The following is a 17,334-nucleotide window of genomic DNA, read 5'->3' on the forward strand; positions in this document are numbered from 1 at the left end:
GATGGTTCTCCGGTCAGCGCGGGGCGCGGGCAAGGCGGGTGGCGGTTTCGTCGAGGTGGCCTTGGTCATCGAGGACCACGCCATACTCCAGGGCTGCCCCTTGTGGCGAGACCAGGCCATTGCGCACATCCTCCAGCACGGCTGCGACCGGGCGACGCAGCGGGTCGCCGTAGCCACCACCGCCGGGGTTGACGTTGATGATGCGTTCGCCTGGTTGCAGGGTGAGCATGGGGTTTTGCGTGTAATGGTCTTCGCTGCCGTCGGCGTGGCGATGGATCAGCCGGCCCAGCTTGGGCTCAAGCAATGCGTTGCGTGCCCCGGCGGCACCGGCGGTGGGCAGTTGGCGGCCCTCGCCAAAGCCGACCACGGTCATGGCGTGGTCCAGTGGTTCGATCTCCAGGCGGGTGCCCGAACCGCCACGGAATTCACCGGCACCACCACTGTCGGCCATCAGGCTGTAGCGGTGGATCAGCACCGGGTAGGCGTGTTCGAGCAGCTCGATGTCACCGCTCATCAGCGCCCCGAAACAGCACAACGGGCCGCAGGCGTGCCAGCCATCCATCACCTTGTTGGCGCCGGCACCGGAAATGATCGAGGCCAGCACCATGGTCACGTACTCGCTGTTGCCGTTGCGCGGGTCATGGCCGGCGATGTTGATGCCGCTGGTATGCCCCCAGGAGGCCGTTACCCGCTGTGGCGAAGCCTGTTCCAGCGCGGTGCGCACGGCATCGGCCAGGGTTTCCATCGGCGTGGTGGTGCAGTTGACGTGGGGTGCGGGTTCTTCGGCATTGCACAGCGTGCCTCTGGGCCCGACATCGACCGTGACGCAGCGGTACAGCCCTTCGTTGTAGGGGGGCGCCACCTGGGCGAACATCATCAGCCCCAGGTACACACCCGACACCGAGTTGCCCTCGTAGGAATTGATGAAGTACGGCACTTGCGGCGGGCTGTCGATGCGCACGTGGGCCTGGTCGCCACGTATCTGTACATGGGCGGTGATGGCCAGTTCGCCCAGGCCATGGCCGGCATCTTCGAGCACGGCGGTGCCGCTGTAGTCACCGTCCGGCACATCGCGCAACAGTGCGCGCATGTGCCGGTCGGCCATGTTTTTCAGTTCGGCGATGCAGGCCCGCACCTGCGCCACGCCGTACTTGTCGAGCAGTTCCAGCAAGTGCCGCTCGCCGACCTTGCAGGCGCCATACTGGGCATTGAGGTCGCCTTCCTGATAGGGCCGGGCGCGCATGTTGGTGAGCATGAAGTTGATCACGTCCTCACGGCGTTTGCCCTTTTCCCACAGCTTGACCGGCGGAATGCGCAGGCCTTCGGCGTAGATTTCCTTGGCATCTGGGTTGTAGCCAGCCGGTACCGGGCCACCGATGTCGGTCAGGTGGCCTTTGCACACGGTCCAGAACACCAACTCGCCCTGGTAGTACACCGGCTTGTACATGCAACAGTCGAGAATATGGCTGCCCTTGTAGGCCGGGTCGTTGTGGTAGATCACGTCGCCTTCTGCGATGTCGTCGCCGAAGAACTCGGCCACGCATTTCATGGCCGGGATCAGCGAACCCAGGTGGATGGGAATGTCCTGGCCTTGCAGGATCATTTCCGGCAGGTGATCGAACAGCGAGTTGGAATAGTCGTGGGCCAGGTTGAACACACTGGAGCGCCCGGTCTTTTCCAGGGTCAGGGTCATTTCGCGTTGCGCTGTCTCCAGCGCACCCCGGACAACCGCAAGGGTGATCGGATCTACTGTCTGCATAGGTCACCAACGTTTGTTCTTGTGCTTTGGGTGCGTGCCGCCAGAGGGGCGGCGCGTGGTGACAGGCTACGGGGCAGGGCGAGGGAAGGATTGTCGTTGGGTGTACTGGTTGTTGCGTTTGGGCGCACACGGCGACAGCTCCCCCAGGGTGGGGTGCGCAGCAGCGCCAACTTATTGCAGGTGAAAACCTTACGGTTTCAACATCTGCCGCACCAGCCATTGCCCCGCCGGCCCCAATGCCCGCCGGCTAGACCAGACCACATCCATATCCACTCGGCGTGGGTAACCCGCTATCGGCAACTCCACCAGCCCATTGCCAAACCGTGCCACCAGCGCCCTGGGCAGCTCGGCCCAACCAAACCCGCGCACGGCGAACTCCAGCAGGGTGAGGTAGTCCGGTGCCGACCAGGCCTGGCCGCGGCCGCGGTGCAGGCTGGGGGCATAGGTCTTGATATACAGCTGCCGTGCATGCTCCAGGTGCTGCGCCTGCACCTGCGCCAGGCTTGCCAACGGGTGCCCGCTGGCCACGTAAACGCCAAATTCCGCCTGCTCCGGCAAGCGCGCCACGGCCACGTCGGCGGGGTAGCTGGGTTGGGTGGCAAGAATGCCGACATGGGCCAGGCCCTGTTGGATCATTTCGATCACATCAGCGTCCTCCGCCGGGCCGCAGCGCAATTCAGTGTGTGAGTACTGCTGGGCGAAGCGGGCCATCACCGCGCCCTGGAACGTGACGCTGTAGCTGTCCGACATCACCACCGATACCAAGGGCTCGACGTTCTGTGCCAGTCGCACCGCCAGCGCATCGAGCTGGGCGCTGGCATCGAGAATCGCCTCGACATGGCTCAGTACCTGCCGGCCCGCTTCATTCAGCGTGGGGTGGCGGCCACCGCGATCAAACAACGGGCAGCCGATATCAGCCTCGAAATTGGCGATGGCGATGCTGATGGTGGACTGACTTTTGCGCAGTTTGCGCGCTGCAGCAGAGAACGAACCCAGCGATGCAGCTTCGACAAACGCGACCAGAGCTTCGGGTGAATAGCGCATGGTATTGATAAAACCGATAGTAGCTATGTCGTGAGTATCAGTTTTATCAAAGAAAATAGACAGCACGACTCACGCAATGGATGGAATTTGCAATGAAACACGTGTCCTTTACCGAACGCCTGGTTCACGCCGTTGGCTACGAAGTGTTCGCGGTGTTGCTGTGTGCGCCGCTGCTGTCCTGGATCATGGGCAAGTCACTGGCGACGGCGGGCGCGCTGGCTGTGACCCTGTCGGTCATCGCCATGTTGTGGAACATGGTCTACAACGCGCTGGTCGACCGCTACGTGCAGGCCGAGCGTATCCACTGGAAGGCCCGTGCGCGTTTCGTGCACGGCCTGGGCTTCGAAGCCGGGCTGGTGGTGTGGTGTTTGCCGGTGGCGGCGTGGATGCTGGATATTTCGCTGGCGCAGGCGTTCATGGTGGAGCTGGGCTTCTTCGTCATCATTCTGCCCTACACCGTGCTGTACAACTGGGCCTTCGACAAAGCCCGGCATCTGCTGATGCAGCGTCGCCTGGCGTGAAGATTCTGCCAGTGTCGACAAAAAAAAGGGCATGCCATCGCTGGCATGCCCTTTTTCAAATCGCTGAAGCGCCTCAGGCGACTTTGACGATCCAGCCAGCCGGTGCTTCAACGTCACCGCTCTGGATGCCGGTCAGCTCGTTGTAGAGCTTCTGGGTAACCGGGCCGACCTTTTCCAGGTCGTGGAACACGTGCAGCTTGCCGTTGTACTCGATGCCGCCGATCGGGGTGATCACCGCAGCGGTACCGCAGGCGCCAGCTTCGATGAAGCGGTCCAGCTTGCTGATTTCGACATCGCCTTCGATCACGGTCAGGCCCAGGCGCGATTGCGCCAGTTCCATCAGCGACAGGCGGGTAATGCCTGGCAGCACCGAGGCCGATTTCGGGGTGACGAACTCGTTGTTGGCGGTGATGCCGAAGAAGTTGGCCGAACCGACTTCTTCGATTTTGGTGTGGGTCAGCGGGTCGAGGTAGATGGCGTCGGCGAAGTTGGCTTTCTTCGCTTCAGCACCCGGTTGCAGGCTGGCAGCGTAGTTGCCGCCGACCTTGGCTGCGCCGGTGCCTTGCGGGGCGGCACGGTCGAAGCTGGAAATCTGGAAGTTGTGCGGCTTCATGCCGCCCTTGAAGTACGAACCAACCGGGATGGCGAACACCGAGAAGATGAACTCGGGGGCGGTGCGCACGCCAATGTTGTCGCCGGTGCCGATCACGAACGGGCGCAGGTACAGGGCGCCTTTGCCGTGCGGTGGCACGAATTTTTCGTTGGCCTTGACCACTTGCTTGCACGCTTCGATGAACACATCGGTCGGCACGTGCGGCATCAGCAGGCGAGCGCAGCTGCGCTGCATGCGAGCGGCGTTCTGGTCTGGGCGGAACAGGTTGATCGAGCCGTCCTTGCAACGGTAGGCCTTCAGGCCTTCGAAGCACTGCTGGCCATAGTGCAAGGCCGTGGAGCCTTCACTGATGTGCAGTACGTTGTCTTCGGTCAGGGTGCCCTTGTCCCACTCGCCATTGCGCCATACGGACAGGTAGCGTTTGTCGGTCTTGATGTAGTCGAAACCCAGCTTGTCCCAATTAATGCTTTCGTTGCTCATGACACCCTCATTGTCTTGCAAGTGCCCGATCGCTCGGGCTGCTGTTATATGCGCACCATGCCACCTTAATACATCCTTGGCGGATCGGGAACGGCCAGTCACGAATTGATAGCGTGCGATGCATTTTTCGCAGCACATGGCTGCGCCTACAAGTGCAGGTATTCATCGAGCGCCAGGTTTTCCAGCAATACCGCATCATGGGACGCCACCATCAGCGCCCCGCGAAATTGCCCAAGCATGCGTTCCAGGGCTGTCAGCGATGGCAGGTCCAGGTGGTTGCCGGGTTCGTCCAGCAGCAACAGGTCGAGCGGCCGTTCGCGGTATAGCACGGCGGCCAGCGCCGCCTTCATCCGCTCGCCGCCGCTGAGCAGGCTGCTGGGCAGTTCGACACGGGCCGCATCCAGGCCCAATTGCGCCAGGCGGCTGCGCAACTCGCCCTGGGCCAGCATCGGGTTGGCTTGGCGCAGGTGTTCGAGCACGCTGCCGTGGCCCGCTAGCGTGTTGCAGTGCTGGTCGAGCAGGGCGGTTTCGCCACTGAGGCGCACATTGTCGGGCGGTGCCGGCAACTCCCCGTTCAGCAGCCTGAGCAGGGTGGACTTGCCACTGCCATTGGCGCCGATCAGCCCCACGCGCTGGCCCAGGCACACACGCAGGTCAAGCGGTTTGCGGGTGCCATGGGGCAAGCGAAGTGCCTGCAAGGCCAACACTTCTCGGCCTGGATGACGCTGAGGTGTAGGCGCGTGCAAGGTAATAGCGCTTTCTTGCTCGACCTCACGGGCGGCGTCACGTACTTTACCCACCAACGCTTGCTGGGCATCGCGATGGTCGCGGCGCTGCTTGCCAGCAGTGGACTGGCTGCGCTCCTGCTGGCGGTCGACCAGGATCTTGGCCTGGTTGGCGTGCTTGGCCTGGCGCCCGGCCCGCGCCTGATGGCGCTCCAGGTCTTCGCGCTGGCGCTGCAGTTCACGGGCCTGGCGTAGCTGCGCCTGCTTCAGCCGGGCAAGGTGCTGCTGGGCCTGCGCCGTCTGGTTGGCTTTTTGCGCTGCATAGATGCTGTAGTTGCCACCATAGCCCTGCAAACCCAGGCTGGATAATTCAACAATGCGTGCCATGTGCGCCAGCAGGCTGCGGTCGTGGCTGATCACCAGCAAGCCACGGTCCCAGGCTTCGATCATGCTCAGCAGTTGGGCACGGGCGTCGCTGTCCAGGTGATTGCTTGGCTCGTCGAGGATCAGGTAGTCGGCATCGCTGAGCCACGCGCCAATCAGCGCCACGCGCATGGCCTGGCCGCCGCTCAGGCTCCGTGCGGGCTGGCGCCAGTCGAGTTGGCCCAGGCCGTGGCCCTGAAGCTGGCGTTGCAATTGCTCGCGGATATCCCAGCGCTCGCCAACGGTGTCGAAATCGTGGGGCTGGATGCTGCCTTGCTCGATACGCTCCAGCGCCGCAATCACCGGCCCCACTTGGGCCAGGTCGGCAAGCGTGGCGCTGCGCTCGATGACTTGCTGGTCCAGCAAATGGACAGGCCCGAGGCGCCGGCAATGGCCGCTGCTGGGTTCACGCTGGCCGGCAAGAATCTGCCCTAGCAGGCTTTTGCCCACGCCATTGCGCCGACCAGGCCGGTGCGGCGTTGGTCGAAGGTTTCGTTGAGGTTGCTGAACAGCAGCCTGCCATCAGGCAAGGCCAAGGAGACGCTGTCCAGCGTCAGAATCGACGTGTTCGTCATGCACAACTCCACAAATGCCGCGACATCTCCGGAGCGAGCCGGAGGCTGAAGACTGGCCGTCGAACGGACGGCGGCATCAATGGCGCATTGGACGAACACCTCGTAATTAGAGAGCGCGTAGCCTAACGGACCGTCCGGGGCCGGGTAAAGCACCGGCCGCCGGTTGGGGCCTCAGCGTTGCGCCTGCAAGCGTTTAGCCCAGTCCCCGGCGTGGCCGTGCGCGCAGGCTTGTTCACTGTCGAACCGCACATGCCAGGCCGGATGGTCCAGCTGTATGCCGGCTTGCTCCAGTGCATGGCGGGTCAACGCCAGCATGTGCGCCTTCGCTTCGCCCGCGACGGCAGCGGCTTTGTCGGCCTCTTGCTCAAATACCCAGGTAATACGAAGGCTGCCCGGAAAGTCCTCGGGGTCGAGGCGGTGAGTGAGCCAGCTGAAACCGACGATCTGCGCCTTGGCGGTTTCGCAGGCATCGGTCAGGCACGCCACCAGCTCCCGCTCCAGGCGGGCCATTTCGCGTTTGCCCAGTGCCTTCACGGGTTGGCCTCGTCATCGATCTGCTGGCAAAAGCGCAGGCGGTTGCCGAACGGGTCCCACACCTGCATCTGCAGGCCCCAGTCCAGGCGCTCGGCCTCTGGCCGGGCGTAACCGTACTGTTTGTCCTGCAGCTCGCGCTCCAGCGCGCGCAGGTCGTCGATGCGGGCGAACACGGTAGAACCGGGGCATGCATCGCCATGGTGCTCGGAAAGGTGCAGGATCAGGCCGTCGCGGTGAATCTGTACGTACAACGGCAGGTCCGGGCTGAAACGATGCTCCCAGTCCAGGCTGAAACCGAGGAAATCGAGGTAGAACTCCTTGGCCTTGTCGACCGAGAAGATGCGCAGTACGGGTATGGCGGGGGCGAGGGGCATGGGACGTCCTTGACCGTGGGCAGAGTCGCTACTGTAACGCAGTAGAACCAAGAGTGGTCGACCAGCCCGCCGCAATGGTTGACCACCCGCCAGCCACTGCGTAGCCTTGCCAGTTCGAGGTTCTTCGGCCAGGCCGAAGCTAAGATGGGAACGCGGTACACGCCGCGGCTGCCCCCGCAACTGTAAGCACCGACAACGGATCGACACTGCCACTGCGCCAGCGCGCGGGAAGGCGTCATCCCGCCAGCCCGCTGTTCAACCGAACGGGGGCCTGGAACGGTGCGAGCCAGGAGACCTGCCTCGTCACGTTTTCGACTTTCAACCGGGCGGGGTGATCCGGTGGCGAACAAGCTCGGCCAACCTCTGGCCCGTGGCTGTCGTCCTGCATGCCCGCGCCACACTGCCAAGGGCAATGCGACATGAAAACACTGGCCAAGCTCCCCGTCACCATCGTCACCGGCTTCCTCGGCTCGGGCAAGACCACCTTGCTGCGCCACATGCTCGACAACGCCCAAGGCCGCCGCATCGCGGTTATCGTCAACGAATTCGGCGAGCTGGGCATCGACGGCGAAATCCTCAAACAGTGCAGCATCGGTTGCACCGAGGAAGAAGCCAGCGGCCGCGTCTACGAACTGGCCAATGGTTGCCTGTGCTGCACCGTGCAGGAAGAATTCTTTCCGGTGATGCGCGAGCTGGTGGCACGCCGTGGCGACCTCGACCACATCCTGATCGAAACCAGCGGCCTGGCCCTGCCCAAGCCTTTGGTACAAGCGTTCCAGTGGCCGGAAATCCGCAACGCCTGCACCGTCGATGCGGTCATCACCGTGGTCGACAGCCCGGCCGTGGCCGCTGGCACCTTCGCCGCCTACCCGGACCAGGTCGATGCCCAGCGCAAACTCGACCCTAACCTGGACCATGAATCGCCACTGCACGAGCTGTTCGCCGACCAGCTGGCCAGCGCCGACCTGGTGGTACTGAACAAGGCCGACCTGATCGACGCCGAAGGCCTGGCCAAGGTGCGCGCCGAAGTGGCTGAAGAACTGCCGCCGGCCGTCAAGGTGATCGAGGCCAGCAGCGGCAAGCTGCCACTGGAAGTGCTGTTGGGCGTGGGTGCCGAGTCCGAGGCGCACATCGATGGCCGCCGCACCCACCACGACACGCACCACGACGGCGACGACCATGACGATCATGACCACGACGCCTTCGATTCCATCTCCATCGACCTGCCCGAGGCCGACGAAAGCCTGCTGCTCGACGCACTGACGCAACTGGTGGTGGAGTTCGGCATCCTGCGTGCCAAGGGCTTCGCCGCCATCCCGGGCAAGCCGATGCGCCTGCTGGTGCAAGGCGTGGGTACCCGCTTCGACAAGCACTTCGATCGCGCCTGGCGCAACGACGAGCCGCGCATCACCCGCCTGGTGCTGATTGGTCAGGACCTTGACGCTGTTCAACTGGAAGCGCGCCTGCGCCAGGCCCTGGGCGCCTGACCCATGCACCTGCTGCGGACCCAGCCCGGCGGCTTCGTGCCGGATGACAGCATTGCCGACCTCGGCCAGACACCCGCCGAGCTGGTGATTCTCTGCAGCGGCGATTCGCACCTGGCATTGCTCGCCGATACCGCCGAGCAATTGCCTGAAGACTTCCCCAGCCTGCGCCTGGCCAACCCGATGCAGGTGCAGAACCATGCCTCGGTCGACTTGTACGTCGACCAGGTGCTGCGCCACGCCAAGGTCATTCTGGTGTCGCTGCACGGTGGCGTTGGCTACTGGCGCTACGGCGTCGAGCAACTGGTCGAATTGGCCGCCCGTGGCGTGCAACTGATTCTGGTGCCGGGCGATGATCGCCCGGACCCGGAACTGACCAGCTTGGGTAACGTTTGTGGCGAACAGGCCGAACGCCTCTGGCACTACCTGCGCCAGGGCGGCAAGGCCAATGCCATCAACCTGTTCAATTGCCTGGCCAGCCAGTGGCTGGGCCGTGACTACGCCTGGGACGAGCCACAGCCTTTGCCACGCACCGCCGTGTATCACCCGGCCAAGGGGAGCGTTGCGCTAGAAGACTGGTACCCGCACTGGCACCCGGATTACCCGGTGACGCCGCTGTTGTTCTACCGCTCGCACCTGCAGGCGGCCAACACCGCCTTCATCGACGTGTTCTGCCAGCGCCTGCAAGCAGCCGGGCTGAACCCGTTGCCGATCGCCGTGGCCAGCCTCAAGGAAAGCGCCTGCCTGGAGCAGGTCGAAGCCTGGCTGGACGAGGTCGGCGCTGAAGTGCTGGTCAATACCACCGGCTTTGCCCTGTCCAGCCCAGAGCGCCCCAACCTGCGGCCGTTGCGCCGTGACATCCCGGTGTTGCAGGCCATTTGCGCGCAAGACAACCAGCCCGGCTGGGAAGCCAGCGAGCAGGGCCTGGGCGCGCGTGACCTGGCCATGCACATCGCCTTGCCGGAGCTGGACGGGCGCATCATCACCCGTCCGGTCAGTTTCAAGGACATGGCCTGGCGCAGCGAGCGCAGCCAGTCCGACGTGGTGTGCTACCGCGCGCACCCCGAGCGCATGGACTTCGTCGCCGAGCTGGCCCGCCGCTGGGTTGAGCTGGCGCGCCTGCCTAATGCCCAAAAGCGTATTGCCCTGGTGCTGGCCAATTACCCGACCCGTGATGGCCGCATTGGTAACGGCGTCGGCCTGGACACCCCGGCAGCGGCGCTGAACATCCTCAAGGCGCTACAGGCCGAAGGCTATCCGCTGGCCGATTTGCCGAGCAGCGGCACGCAGTTGATTCACCAACTGCTCGGTGGCGTGACCAACGACCTTGACCACCTGGACCAACGCCCCTGCGCCCAGAGCCTGAGCCTGGCCGACTACCAGGCTGCATTCGAGCGCCTGCCCGACGCCAACCGCCAGGCCGTGCTGGAACGCTGGGGGCCGCCCGAGCAAGACCCGATGTACCGCAGCGGCCGGCTGATGGTCGCCGGCTTGCGCTTTGGCCTGACTTTCGTCGGTATCCAGCCGGCGCGGGGGTATCAGGTGGACCCGAGCGCGGTGTACCACGACCCCGACCTGGTGCCGCCGCACGGCTACCTGGCGTTTCACTTCTGGCTGCGTCACGCCTTTGCCGCCGACGCGGTGATCCATGTCGGCAAGCACGGCAACCTTGAGTGGCTGCCCGGCAAGGGCGTGGGGTTGTCGGCACAGTGCTGGCCGGATGCGCTGCTCGGCCCGCTGCCGAACATCTACCCGTTCATCGTCAACGACCCGGGCGAGGGTGCTCAGGCCAAGCGCCGCACCCAGGCGGTGATCATCGATCACCTGATGCCGCCGCTGACCCGTGCCGAAACCTATGGGCCGCTGCGCCACCTGGAACAGTTGGCTGATGAGTTCTACGAAGCGCAGCTGCTCGACCCACGGCGTGCTCGCGAGTTGCAGCGCGATATTCTCGAACTGGTAAAAGCCAACCACATCGACCGCGAGTTGCAACTGGAAGGGCAATTGGACGATGCCGCCGTATGGCTGCCACGCCTGGACACCTACCTGTGTGACCTCAAGGAATCGCAGATTCGCGATGGGCTGCACGTGTTCGGGCAGTCGCCTGAAGGGCGCCTGCGCCTGGATACATTGCTGGCGCTGTTGCGGGTTGAGCGTGGCGACGGTCGCGGTGGCAATGCCAGCCTCCTGCGGGCGCTGGCCAAAGCACTGGTGCCGGGCTTCGACCCGCTCGACTGTGACCTTGGGCAGCCGTGGCAGGGTACACGCCCTGAACAGCTGCAAGCCATCGGCAATGACCCTTGGCGCACGTGTGGCGATACCCGCGAGCGCCTCGAACTGTTGGCACACCAGGTGATCGGGCAGGCGCTGGAAGGCACTGCAGCGTTACCCGCCCTAAGTGAATGGCAGCCGGTGCACGACGTACTTCAGGCCCTGCGTGACGCGGTGGCACCCAGCCTGGACGCCTGCGGCACTGCCGAAATGAATGGCCTGCTGGCGGCATTGGCGGGGCGCTTCGTGCCCGCCGGCCCCAGCGGCGCACCCAGCCGCGGGCGCCTCGACGTGCTGCCCACCGGCCGCAACTTCTATACCGTGGACGTGCGCAACCTGCCCACCACCACGGCCTGGCGCCTGGGTTTCGCCTCGGCCAGCCTGATCCTCGAACGCCACCTGCAGGACCACGGCGATCACCTGCGCCAGCTCGGCCTGTCGGTATGGGGTACGGCGACCATGCGCACTGGCGGCGACGACATTGCTCAGGCCATGGCGCTGATGGGCGTGCGGCCGGTGTGGGCCACTGGCAGCCAGCGCGTGGACGATTTCGAAATCCTGCCGCTGAGCTTGCTCGACCGCCCGCGTGTAGACGTGACCTTGCGCGTTTCCGGCTTCTTCCGCGATGCGTTCGGTAACCTGATCCGTCTGTTCGATGCCGCCGTGCAGGCCGTGGCCGCGCTGGACGAGCCCGACGACCTCAACCCCCTGGCTGCCCGTGTACGCAGCGAGCGGGCAGTGCTGCAGGCGCAAGGCGTGGACGCCGATCAAGCTGCTCGCCAGGCCGGTTGGCGGGTGTTCGGTGCCAAACCCGGCGCTTACGGTGCCGGGGTGCAGAACGCCATTGATGGGCGGCTGTGGCACAGCCGTGACGACCTGGCTGAGGTCTACCTCAACCATGGCGGCTATGCCTACGGTGGCAGCGACGATGGCACCCGGCCCGCGCCCAGTTCGCCCAGCGTCTGGCCAAGGTGCAGGCGGTGCTGCAAAACCAGGACAACCACGAGCATGACCTGCTCGACTCCAATGATTACTACCAGTTCCAGGGCGGTATGCTGGCAGCGTCGGAAACGCTGTCCGGGGCGGCGGTGGCCAGCTACCACGGCGACCACAGCCAGGCCGATCGACCGCGTATCCGTACCCTCAAGGAGGAGCTGAACCGGGTAATCCGTGCCCGTGCGCTCAACCCGAAGTGGATCGACGGGGTCAAGCGTCACGGCTACAAGGGCGCCTTCGAGATGGCGGCGACAGTCGATAACGTGTTCGCCTTCGACGCCACCACGCACCTGATCGACGACCATCATTATCAGGGGCTGGCCGATGCCTACGTGCTCGACCCGGCCACCCGCGATTTCATGCGCGAGCACAACCCCGAGGCCTTGCGCGACCTCACCGAGCGCCTGCTGGAGGCCCAGCAGCGCGGTTTGTGGCAGGCGCCGGGCAATTACCGCGAAGCCCTCGAAGAACAACTGCTCGACGGCGAGGAACAGGCTTGAAATGAGTGAACCCGTACAATTTCCGCTGGCGGCGGTGGTCGGTGCCGACGACCTGAAGCTGGCGCTATGCCTGACCGCCATCGACCCGAAGATCGGCGGCGTGCTGATCGAAGGGCCGCGTGGCATGGCCAAGAGCACCCTGGCCCGTGGCCTGGCTGACCTGCTTGGCGAAGGCCCGTTCGTGACCTTGCCATTGGGCGCCAGTGAAGAGCGGCTGGTCGGCACCCTCGACCTGGATGCCGCGCTGGGGCAGGGCAAGGCGCAGTTTTCCCCAGGGGTGCTGGCCCAAGCCGACGGTGGCGTGCTGTATGTCGATGAGGTCAACCTGCTGCCGGACACGTTGGTTGACCTGTTGCTCGATGTGGCTGCCAGCGGCACCAACCGCATCGAGCGCGACGGCATCTCGCACCGGCACAATGCCCGCTTCGTGCTGATCGGCACCATGAACCCGGAAGAGGGCGAGCTGCGCCCGCAACTGCTCGACCGTTTTGGCCTGAACGTGGCGCTGGAAGGCTTGCCCGAGCCCGAGGCCCGGCAGCAGATCATTCGCCGGCGCCTGGCGTTCGACAGTGACCCCAAGGCATTCTGTGACCAATGGGCAACGGCCCAGGCGCAACTGCGTGAGCGCTGCCAGGCGGCGCGCCAGGCCTTGGCCCAGATTGCCCTGGATGATCAGGCGCTGGCCTGGATTACCGAGCGCTGCTACGCCGCTGGCGTCGACGGCCTGCGCGCCGACCTGGTCTGGCTGCGTGCGGCGCGCGCCCATTGTGCCTGGCGCGGTGCTGCGGCTATTGAAGAGGTGGATGTCGAAGCGGTGGCCGAGTTCGCCTTGCGTCATCGCCGCCGTGTCATGCCCCAGGCCAAAACGCCGTCGGCGCCGCAGCAGCCTGACCAGCAGCCCGGCCAACCGGGTGGCGGCAACCCTGGTGAACAGGGTGCGCAGGGCGACTGGGGGGCATTGCCGGCGCAGCCGGTGGCCAGCGGCGCACGCCGCGAGGTACCGAACTGGGCAAAAAAGCCCTGAGCATCCCCCAGCTACCTGCCAAAGGGGCGGATGCAAGGCCTGGTGCAGGCAAGCAGGGCGAGGCCAGCCGTGGCCGCGGTCGCAATGCGGCGGCCGGCCGGGTGGCCTGGCTACCGACATTGCTCAAAGGGCGGCCACGGCTGCGCCAGGACCTGTGTTGGCAACAGCGCCAGGCTCGGCCCGCAGAACTGTGGCTAGTCATCGTCGACGCGTCGGCCTCGACCCGTCGCCATCAGGCGCTGGCGCAGACCAAAGGGTTGCTGGCAGCGCTGTTCGATCAGGCTTACCGCCAGCGCGCCCGGTTGGCGTTGCTGACCGCCAGCGGGCGTACACCGCAGTGGCAGCGCCACGGCCTGAAGGCCTCGTCGGCTTTGCAACCCTGGCTGCAGGCGTTGGGTGCGGGTGGCGGCACGCCGCTGATTTGTGCATTGGAGCAGGCCCGACACTGGCTACAGGCACGACAGCGCGCCTATCCAGATGAAGCCGTGCGCTGCCTGGTGTTTACCGACGGTCGTCTGCAGCGCTGGGACACTGTTCAACCCATGCCCTGTGCAACGTTGCTGGTGGATATGGAATTGGCGCCGGTGCGTGTTGGCCGCGCGCAGCACCTGGCAGAACAGTTGCAGGCCGATTATCAGCACTTGCAACACTTCAAGGTCGTGGATTGAACCGTACTGGCGCGACACTATGTCGCAACAGGAAAAGTTGCCAGAACAGCAACTTTGCATCCGAACAAGTGCGTGGCGCTGCACGCACTTGGTTTACCGGGCGATATTACTTCGGCATCGACCACGGTTGCAGGTCGTAACCCTTTTCACATAATTCGGCGCGCACTTCTTCAATCAGGCTGGCCCATTGGGCCGGGTCGGAGTAGATACGCGAGGACACTTGCTTGGCGCCGATGCGGGTGCTGGTCCGGTCGATCACTGCCAGGCTCAGCTCACCAGTACCGTTGGGTGCATCCCAGGCTACGCACTGGAAAGGTTCGAAGGCGTGGTCGGCAATCAGCAGTGCTTCGTTGACACGGAGCGGGGCATTCATGGTTCGGTCTCTCTATGGTCCCAAACATCGAAGTGAAGTCCGCGTTGCTTCAAAGTCGCCTCAATGATCGCGAAGTGCAGCGCGGGGTTATGTGTACTGATGCTCGTTGTCCGGGACAAGTCACACATTGGTTGTAAATTTTTTTGTCAGAGGCATATTCGTTGTTGCCTGCGCCGCCATGTGATGTCGATAAAGTGCGAAAATTCCCGGGGCACTTTGTAAAAAAATGCGTCCGCAGACAAACGGTAGTGGGCACTGTCAACTTCGTTGCTACTGTTAAACGGGCGCCACAACTTGCTGTTTTACTTCAAAAAACCAAAAACTGGCGCCAAGGATCGGTCATGCAGCAGCCTGCCGCTCAACGCCGTTTGCTAATCGTCGACCCCTGCGACGACTGCCACCGCTTATTGCCTGGCCTGCGCAACGCAGGCTGGGATGTGGACAGCTGTATGCTCGGGGCCGCGCTGGACCATCCCTGCGATGTAGGCCTGCTGCGCTTGCAGGCCACGCACCTGAGGCATCCGGATGCGGTCAAGGACATGATCAAGCGCAGCAACACCGAATGGATTGCCGTGCTCAGCGCCGAACAGCTGCGCATGCCGGCGTTCGGTGATTTTGTTTGTGAGTGGTTTTTCGACTTCCACACCTTGCCGTTCGACGTCTCCCGCGTGCAGGTGACCCTGGGCCGCGCCTTCGGCATGGCCCGTTTGCGCGGCAAGGGGGCGGTCAAGGTCGATGAGGCGACCCACGAGTTGCTCGGCGAAAGCCGGCCGATCCGTGAGCTGCGCAAGTTGCTGGGCAAACTGGCGCCCACCGAATCGCCCGTGCTGATCCGTGGTGAGAGCGGCACCGGCAAGGAACTGGTGGCACGCACCCTGCACCGTCAGTCGCAACGCAGCGAGCAGCCGTTCATCGCCATCAACTGTGGGGCGATCCCCGAGCATCTGATCCAGTCCGAACTGTTCGGCCATGAAAAGGGCGCATTCACCGGGGCGCATCAGCGCAAGGCCGGGCGCATCGAAGCGGCCCATGGTGGCACGCTGTTTCTCGATGAAATCGGTGACCTGCCGCTGGAGTTGCAGGCCAACCTGCTGCGTTTTCTGCAGGAGAAGCACATCGAGCGGGTGGGCGGCAGCCAGCCGATCCCAGTGGATGTGCGAGTGTTGGCGGCCACCCATGTGGACCTGGAGCGGGCCATCGAGCAAGGGCGTTTTCGCGAAGACTTGTATTACCGCCTGAACGTGCTGCAGGTGGTGACCGCGCCGTTGCGCGACCGGCATGGTGACCTGTCCATGCTGGCAAGCCACTTTGCCCATTTCTACAGCCTGGAAACCGGGCGCCGGCCGCGTTCGTTCAGCGACCATGCCCTGGCCGCGATGGGCCGGCATGACTGGCCGGGCAATGTGCGCGAGCTGGCCAACCGCGTGCGTCGCGGGCTGGTGCTGGCCGAAGGACGGCAGATCGAGGCGCAGGACTTGGGTTTGCAGCTACTCGACCAGGAGCAACAGCCGCTGGGCACGCTGGAGGAGTACAAGCAACGCGCCGAGCGCCAGGCGCTGTGCGATGTGCTTAACCGGCACAGTGACAACCTGAGTGTGGCGGCGAAGGTGCTGGGTATCTCGCGGCCGACTTTTTATCGCTTGCTGCACAAGCATCAGATTCGTTGATTCCCCTTGTAGGTTTGACGTGGCATCTGCCAGGCGGCGAAGATGTCACGCCGAGCTTCACAATTCTTAACAAAGTATCAAATGAGACAAAATTGACTCATTTTGTCTTCGCTCATATCATTCGGGCCGTTTTTCCATTTGAAGCTCGGGTGAATCATGAGCAACTTGCGTGCAATAGGAATGGCCAGCTGCCTGGCGGCGGCAGTCGCGCTGGCCGGCTGCGGCGAAGCTGAAGCGCCGCCGTCTGCGGCCCACAGTGCCTTTCCGGTCCAGACCGTCACGGTCGCCAGCGAACCCCTGACCTTGGCGGCAACGCTGCCGGGCCGGGTCGAACCCATGCGGGTGGCCGAGGTTCGCGCCCGAGTGGCCGGCATCGTCCTGCACAAGCGCTTCGAAGAAGGCGCCGACGTAAAAGCCGGCGATGTGCTGTTCCAGATAGACCCGGCACCCTTCAAGGCCGCGCTGGCACGCGCCGAGGCCGACCTGGCCAGGGCCCAGTCGGTCATGTTCGAAGCCCAGGCGCGGGTACGCCGCTACGAACCGCTGGTGAAGATCGAGGCAGTCAGCCAGCAGGACTTCGACACCGCCAGCGCCGACCTGCGCAGCGGCCAGGCCGCTGTGCGTTCGGCCCAGGCCGATGTCGAGACCGCGCGCCTGAACCTGGGCTACGCCACGGTCAAGGCGCCGATCTCTGGCCGTATCGGCCGTGCACTGGTCACCGAAGGTGCGCTGGTGGGGCAGGGCGACGCCACGCTGATGGCGCGCATCCAGCAACTCGATCCGATTTACGTCGACTTTACCCAGTCCGCCGCCGACGCGCTGCGCCTGCGCCAGGCGCTGAAGGAGGGTGCGCTGGCAGCCGGTGATCAGCAGGCCCTGACCGCCCAGGTGGAAGGCACCGACTACGAGCGCCAGGGGGCGCTGATGTTCACCGACGTCGCGGTCGACCGCGGCACCGGCCAGGTCACCTTGCGCGGCCGCTTCGACAACGCCGACGGCATCCTGCTGCCGGGCATGTATGTGCGCGTGCGCACCCCGCAAGGCACCGATAACCAGGCCATCCTTGTGCCGCAGCGCGCCATCCAGCGCGGCAGCGACGGCGAGGCGCGGGTCATGCTGGTGGGCATCGGTGGGGTTGCCGAGGCGCGCAGTGTGCGCACCGGTGCCATGCACGGTGCCCGCTGGCAAGTCACCGAGGGCTTGCGCCCAGGTGACCAGGTGATCGTCGGCAGCCCTGCCGGGCTGGCTGCGGGCATGCCAGTGGTGACTGCCCCGGCGCAACAAGCCGCAGCACGCTGAGGCG

The 17,334-nt window shown here is 64.5% G+C and carries 12 protein-coding genes, 2 pseudogenes and 1 riboswitch; of the genes and pseudogenes, 7 read left to right on the top strand and 7 right to left on the bottom strand.

What is annotated here, in order from left to right; translation table 11 throughout:
• Positions 1-13: 13 nt before the first annotated feature.
• A complete protein-coding gene (locus AB5975_22130; GenBank protein XDR19221.1) occupies positions 14-1,759 on the bottom strand; it encodes a hydantoinase B/oxoprolinase family protein in 1,746 nt (581 codons plus the stop codon).
• Between the two features lie 189 nt (positions 1,760-1,948).
• Positions 1,949-2,803: a LysR family transcriptional regulator gene (locus AB5975_22135; protein XDR19222.1), complete on the bottom strand. Its 855-nt coding sequence runs from the start codon at positions 2,801-2,803 to the stop codon at positions 1,949-1,951.
• 92 nt (positions 2,804-2,895) lie between these two features.
• On the opposite strand from AB5975_22135, the gene AB5975_22140 reads away from it, so the two are divergent.
• Positions 2,896-3,324: a multidrug/biocide efflux PACE transporter gene (locus tag AB5975_22140; protein XDR19223.1), complete on the top strand. Its 429-nt coding sequence runs from the start codon at positions 2,896-2,898 to the stop codon at positions 3,322-3,324.
• A gap of 73 nt (positions 3,325-3,397) precedes the next feature.
• Here the strand turns inward: AB5975_22140 and AB5975_22145 are convergent, their stop codons facing one another.
• From AB5975_22145 to AB5975_22160, 4 genes and pseudogenes are all read right to left on the bottom strand, one after another.
• Positions 3,398-4,417, bottom strand: coding sequence for a branched-chain amino acid aminotransferase (locus AB5975_22145; GenBank protein ID XDR19224.1), 1,020 nt, complete (start codon positions 4,415-4,417; stop codon positions 3,398-3,400).
• 146 nt (positions 4,418-4,563) lie between these two features.
• A pseudogene (locus AB5975_22150) lies at positions 4,564-6,140 on the bottom strand (ATP-binding cassette domain-containing protein).
• 171 nt (positions 6,141-6,311) lie between these two features.
• A complete protein-coding gene (locus AB5975_22155; protein ID XDR19225.1) occupies positions 6,312-6,674 on the bottom strand; it encodes a hypothetical protein in 363 nt (120 codons plus the stop codon).
• On the bottom strand, positions 6,671-7,048 hold the full coding sequence (locus AB5975_22160) for a glyoxalase superfamily protein (GenBank protein ID XDR19226.1): 378 nt from the start codon (positions 7,046-7,048) through the stop codon (positions 6,671-6,673). Before AB5975_22160 ends, AB5975_22155 begins: the two co-directional genes overlap by 4 nt.
• A 100-nt stretch (positions 7,049-7,148) precedes the next feature.
• Positions 7,149-7,366: riboswitch (cobalamin riboswitch) on the top strand.
• Between the two features lie 101 nt (positions 7,367-7,467).
• Here AB5975_22160 and cobW point away from each other — a divergent pair.
• The 4 genes and pseudogenes from cobW to AB5975_22180 all read left to right on the top strand — a co-directional run bounded on the left by cobW (position 7,468) and on the right by AB5975_22180 (position 13,991).
• Complete coding sequence (gene cobW / locus AB5975_22165) at positions 7,468-8,535, top strand: cobalamin biosynthesis protein CobW (GenBank protein ID XDR19227.1); 1,068 nt, start codon at positions 7,468-7,470, stop codon at positions 8,533-8,535.
• A 3-nt stretch (positions 8,536-8,538) separates the two neighbouring features.
• Positions 8,539-12,299, top strand: a pseudogene (cobN, locus tag AB5975_22170) (cobaltochelatase subunit CobN).
• A gap of 1 nt (position 12,300) precedes the next feature.
• Positions 12,301-13,323, top strand: a complete 1,023-nt coding sequence (locus AB5975_22175; GenBank protein XDR19228.1) for an ATP-binding protein — start codon at positions 12,301-12,303, stop codon at positions 13,321-13,323.
• A gap of 101 nt (positions 13,324-13,424) precedes the next feature.
• Complete coding sequence (locus AB5975_22180; GenBank protein ID XDR19229.1) at positions 13,425-13,991, top strand: VWA domain-containing protein; 567 nt, start codon at positions 13,425-13,427, stop codon at positions 13,989-13,991.
• A 106-nt stretch (positions 13,992-14,097) separates the two neighbouring features.
• On the opposite strand, the gene AB5975_22185 is transcribed toward AB5975_22180, so the two are convergent.
• The gene (locus tag AB5975_22185) at positions 14,098-14,364 is read right to left on the bottom strand and encodes a hypothetical protein (GenBank protein ID XDR19230.1); all 267 of its coding nucleotides are present in this window, start codon (positions 14,362-14,364) and stop codon (positions 14,098-14,100) included.
• A 341-nt stretch (positions 14,365-14,705) separates the two neighbouring features.
• Here AB5975_22185 and AB5975_22190 point away from each other — a divergent pair, with 341 nt between their 5' ends.
• Both AB5975_22190 and AB5975_22195 read left to right on the top strand, forming a co-directional pair.
• Positions 14,706-16,031 (top strand): sigma 54-interacting transcriptional regulator, encoded by a 1,326-nt coding sequence (locus AB5975_22190; GenBank protein XDR19231.1) that lies wholly within the window; start codon positions 14,706-14,708, stop codon positions 16,029-16,031.
• A gap of 156 nt (positions 16,032-16,187) precedes the next feature.
• Positions 16,188-17,330: a MexC family multidrug efflux RND transporter periplasmic adaptor subunit gene (locus AB5975_22195; protein ID XDR19232.1), complete on the top strand. Its 1,143-nt coding sequence runs from the start codon at positions 16,188-16,190 to the stop codon at positions 17,328-17,330.
• Positions 17,331-17,334: the final 4 nt, after the last annotated feature.

The organism is Pseudomonas putida (assembly GCA_041071465.1).
In the GTDB taxonomy this organism is placed as follows: domain Bacteria; phylum Pseudomonadota; class Gammaproteobacteria; order Pseudomonadales; family Pseudomonadaceae; genus Aquipseudomonas; species Aquipseudomonas putida_P.

Bases quoted from the DNA above. Each gene is read 5' to 3' on its own strand.
- AB5975_22140 (XDR19223.1), top strand. From the start codon at position 2,896: ATGAAACACGTGTCCTTTACCGAACGCCTGGTTCACGCCGTTGGCTAC.
- AB5975_22185 (XDR19230.1), bottom strand. From the start codon at position 14,364: ATGAATGCCCCGCTCCGTGTCAACGAAGCACTGCTGATTGCCGACCAC.
- AB5975_22190 (XDR19231.1), top strand. From the start codon at position 14,706: ATGCAGCAGCCTGCCGCTCAACGCCGTTTGCTAATCGTCGACCCCTGC.
- AB5975_22160 (XDR19226.1), bottom strand. From the start codon at position 7,048: ATGCCCCTCGCCCCCGCCATACCCGTACTGCGCATCTTCTCGGTCGAC.
- cobW (XDR19227.1), top strand. From the start codon at position 7,468: ATGAAAACACTGGCCAAGCTCCCCGTCACCATCGTCACCGGCTTCCTC.
- AB5975_22130 (XDR19221.1), bottom strand. From the start codon at position 1,759: ATGCAGACAGTAGATCCGATCACCCTTGCGGTTGTCCGGGGTGCGCTG.
- AB5975_22175 (XDR19228.1), top strand. From the start codon at position 12,301: ATGAGTGAACCCGTACAATTTCCGCTGGCGGCGGTGGTCGGTGCCGAC.
- AB5975_22195 (XDR19232.1), top strand. From the start codon at position 16,188: ATGAGCAACTTGCGTGCAATAGGAATGGCCAGCTGCCTGGCGGCGGCA.
- AB5975_22135 (XDR19222.1), bottom strand. From the start codon at position 2,803: ATGCGCTATTCACCCGAAGCTCTGGTCGCGTTTGTCGAAGCTGCATCG.
- AB5975_22145 (XDR19224.1), bottom strand. From the start codon at position 4,417: ATGAGCAACGAAAGCATTAATTGGGACAAGCTGGGTTTCGACTACATC.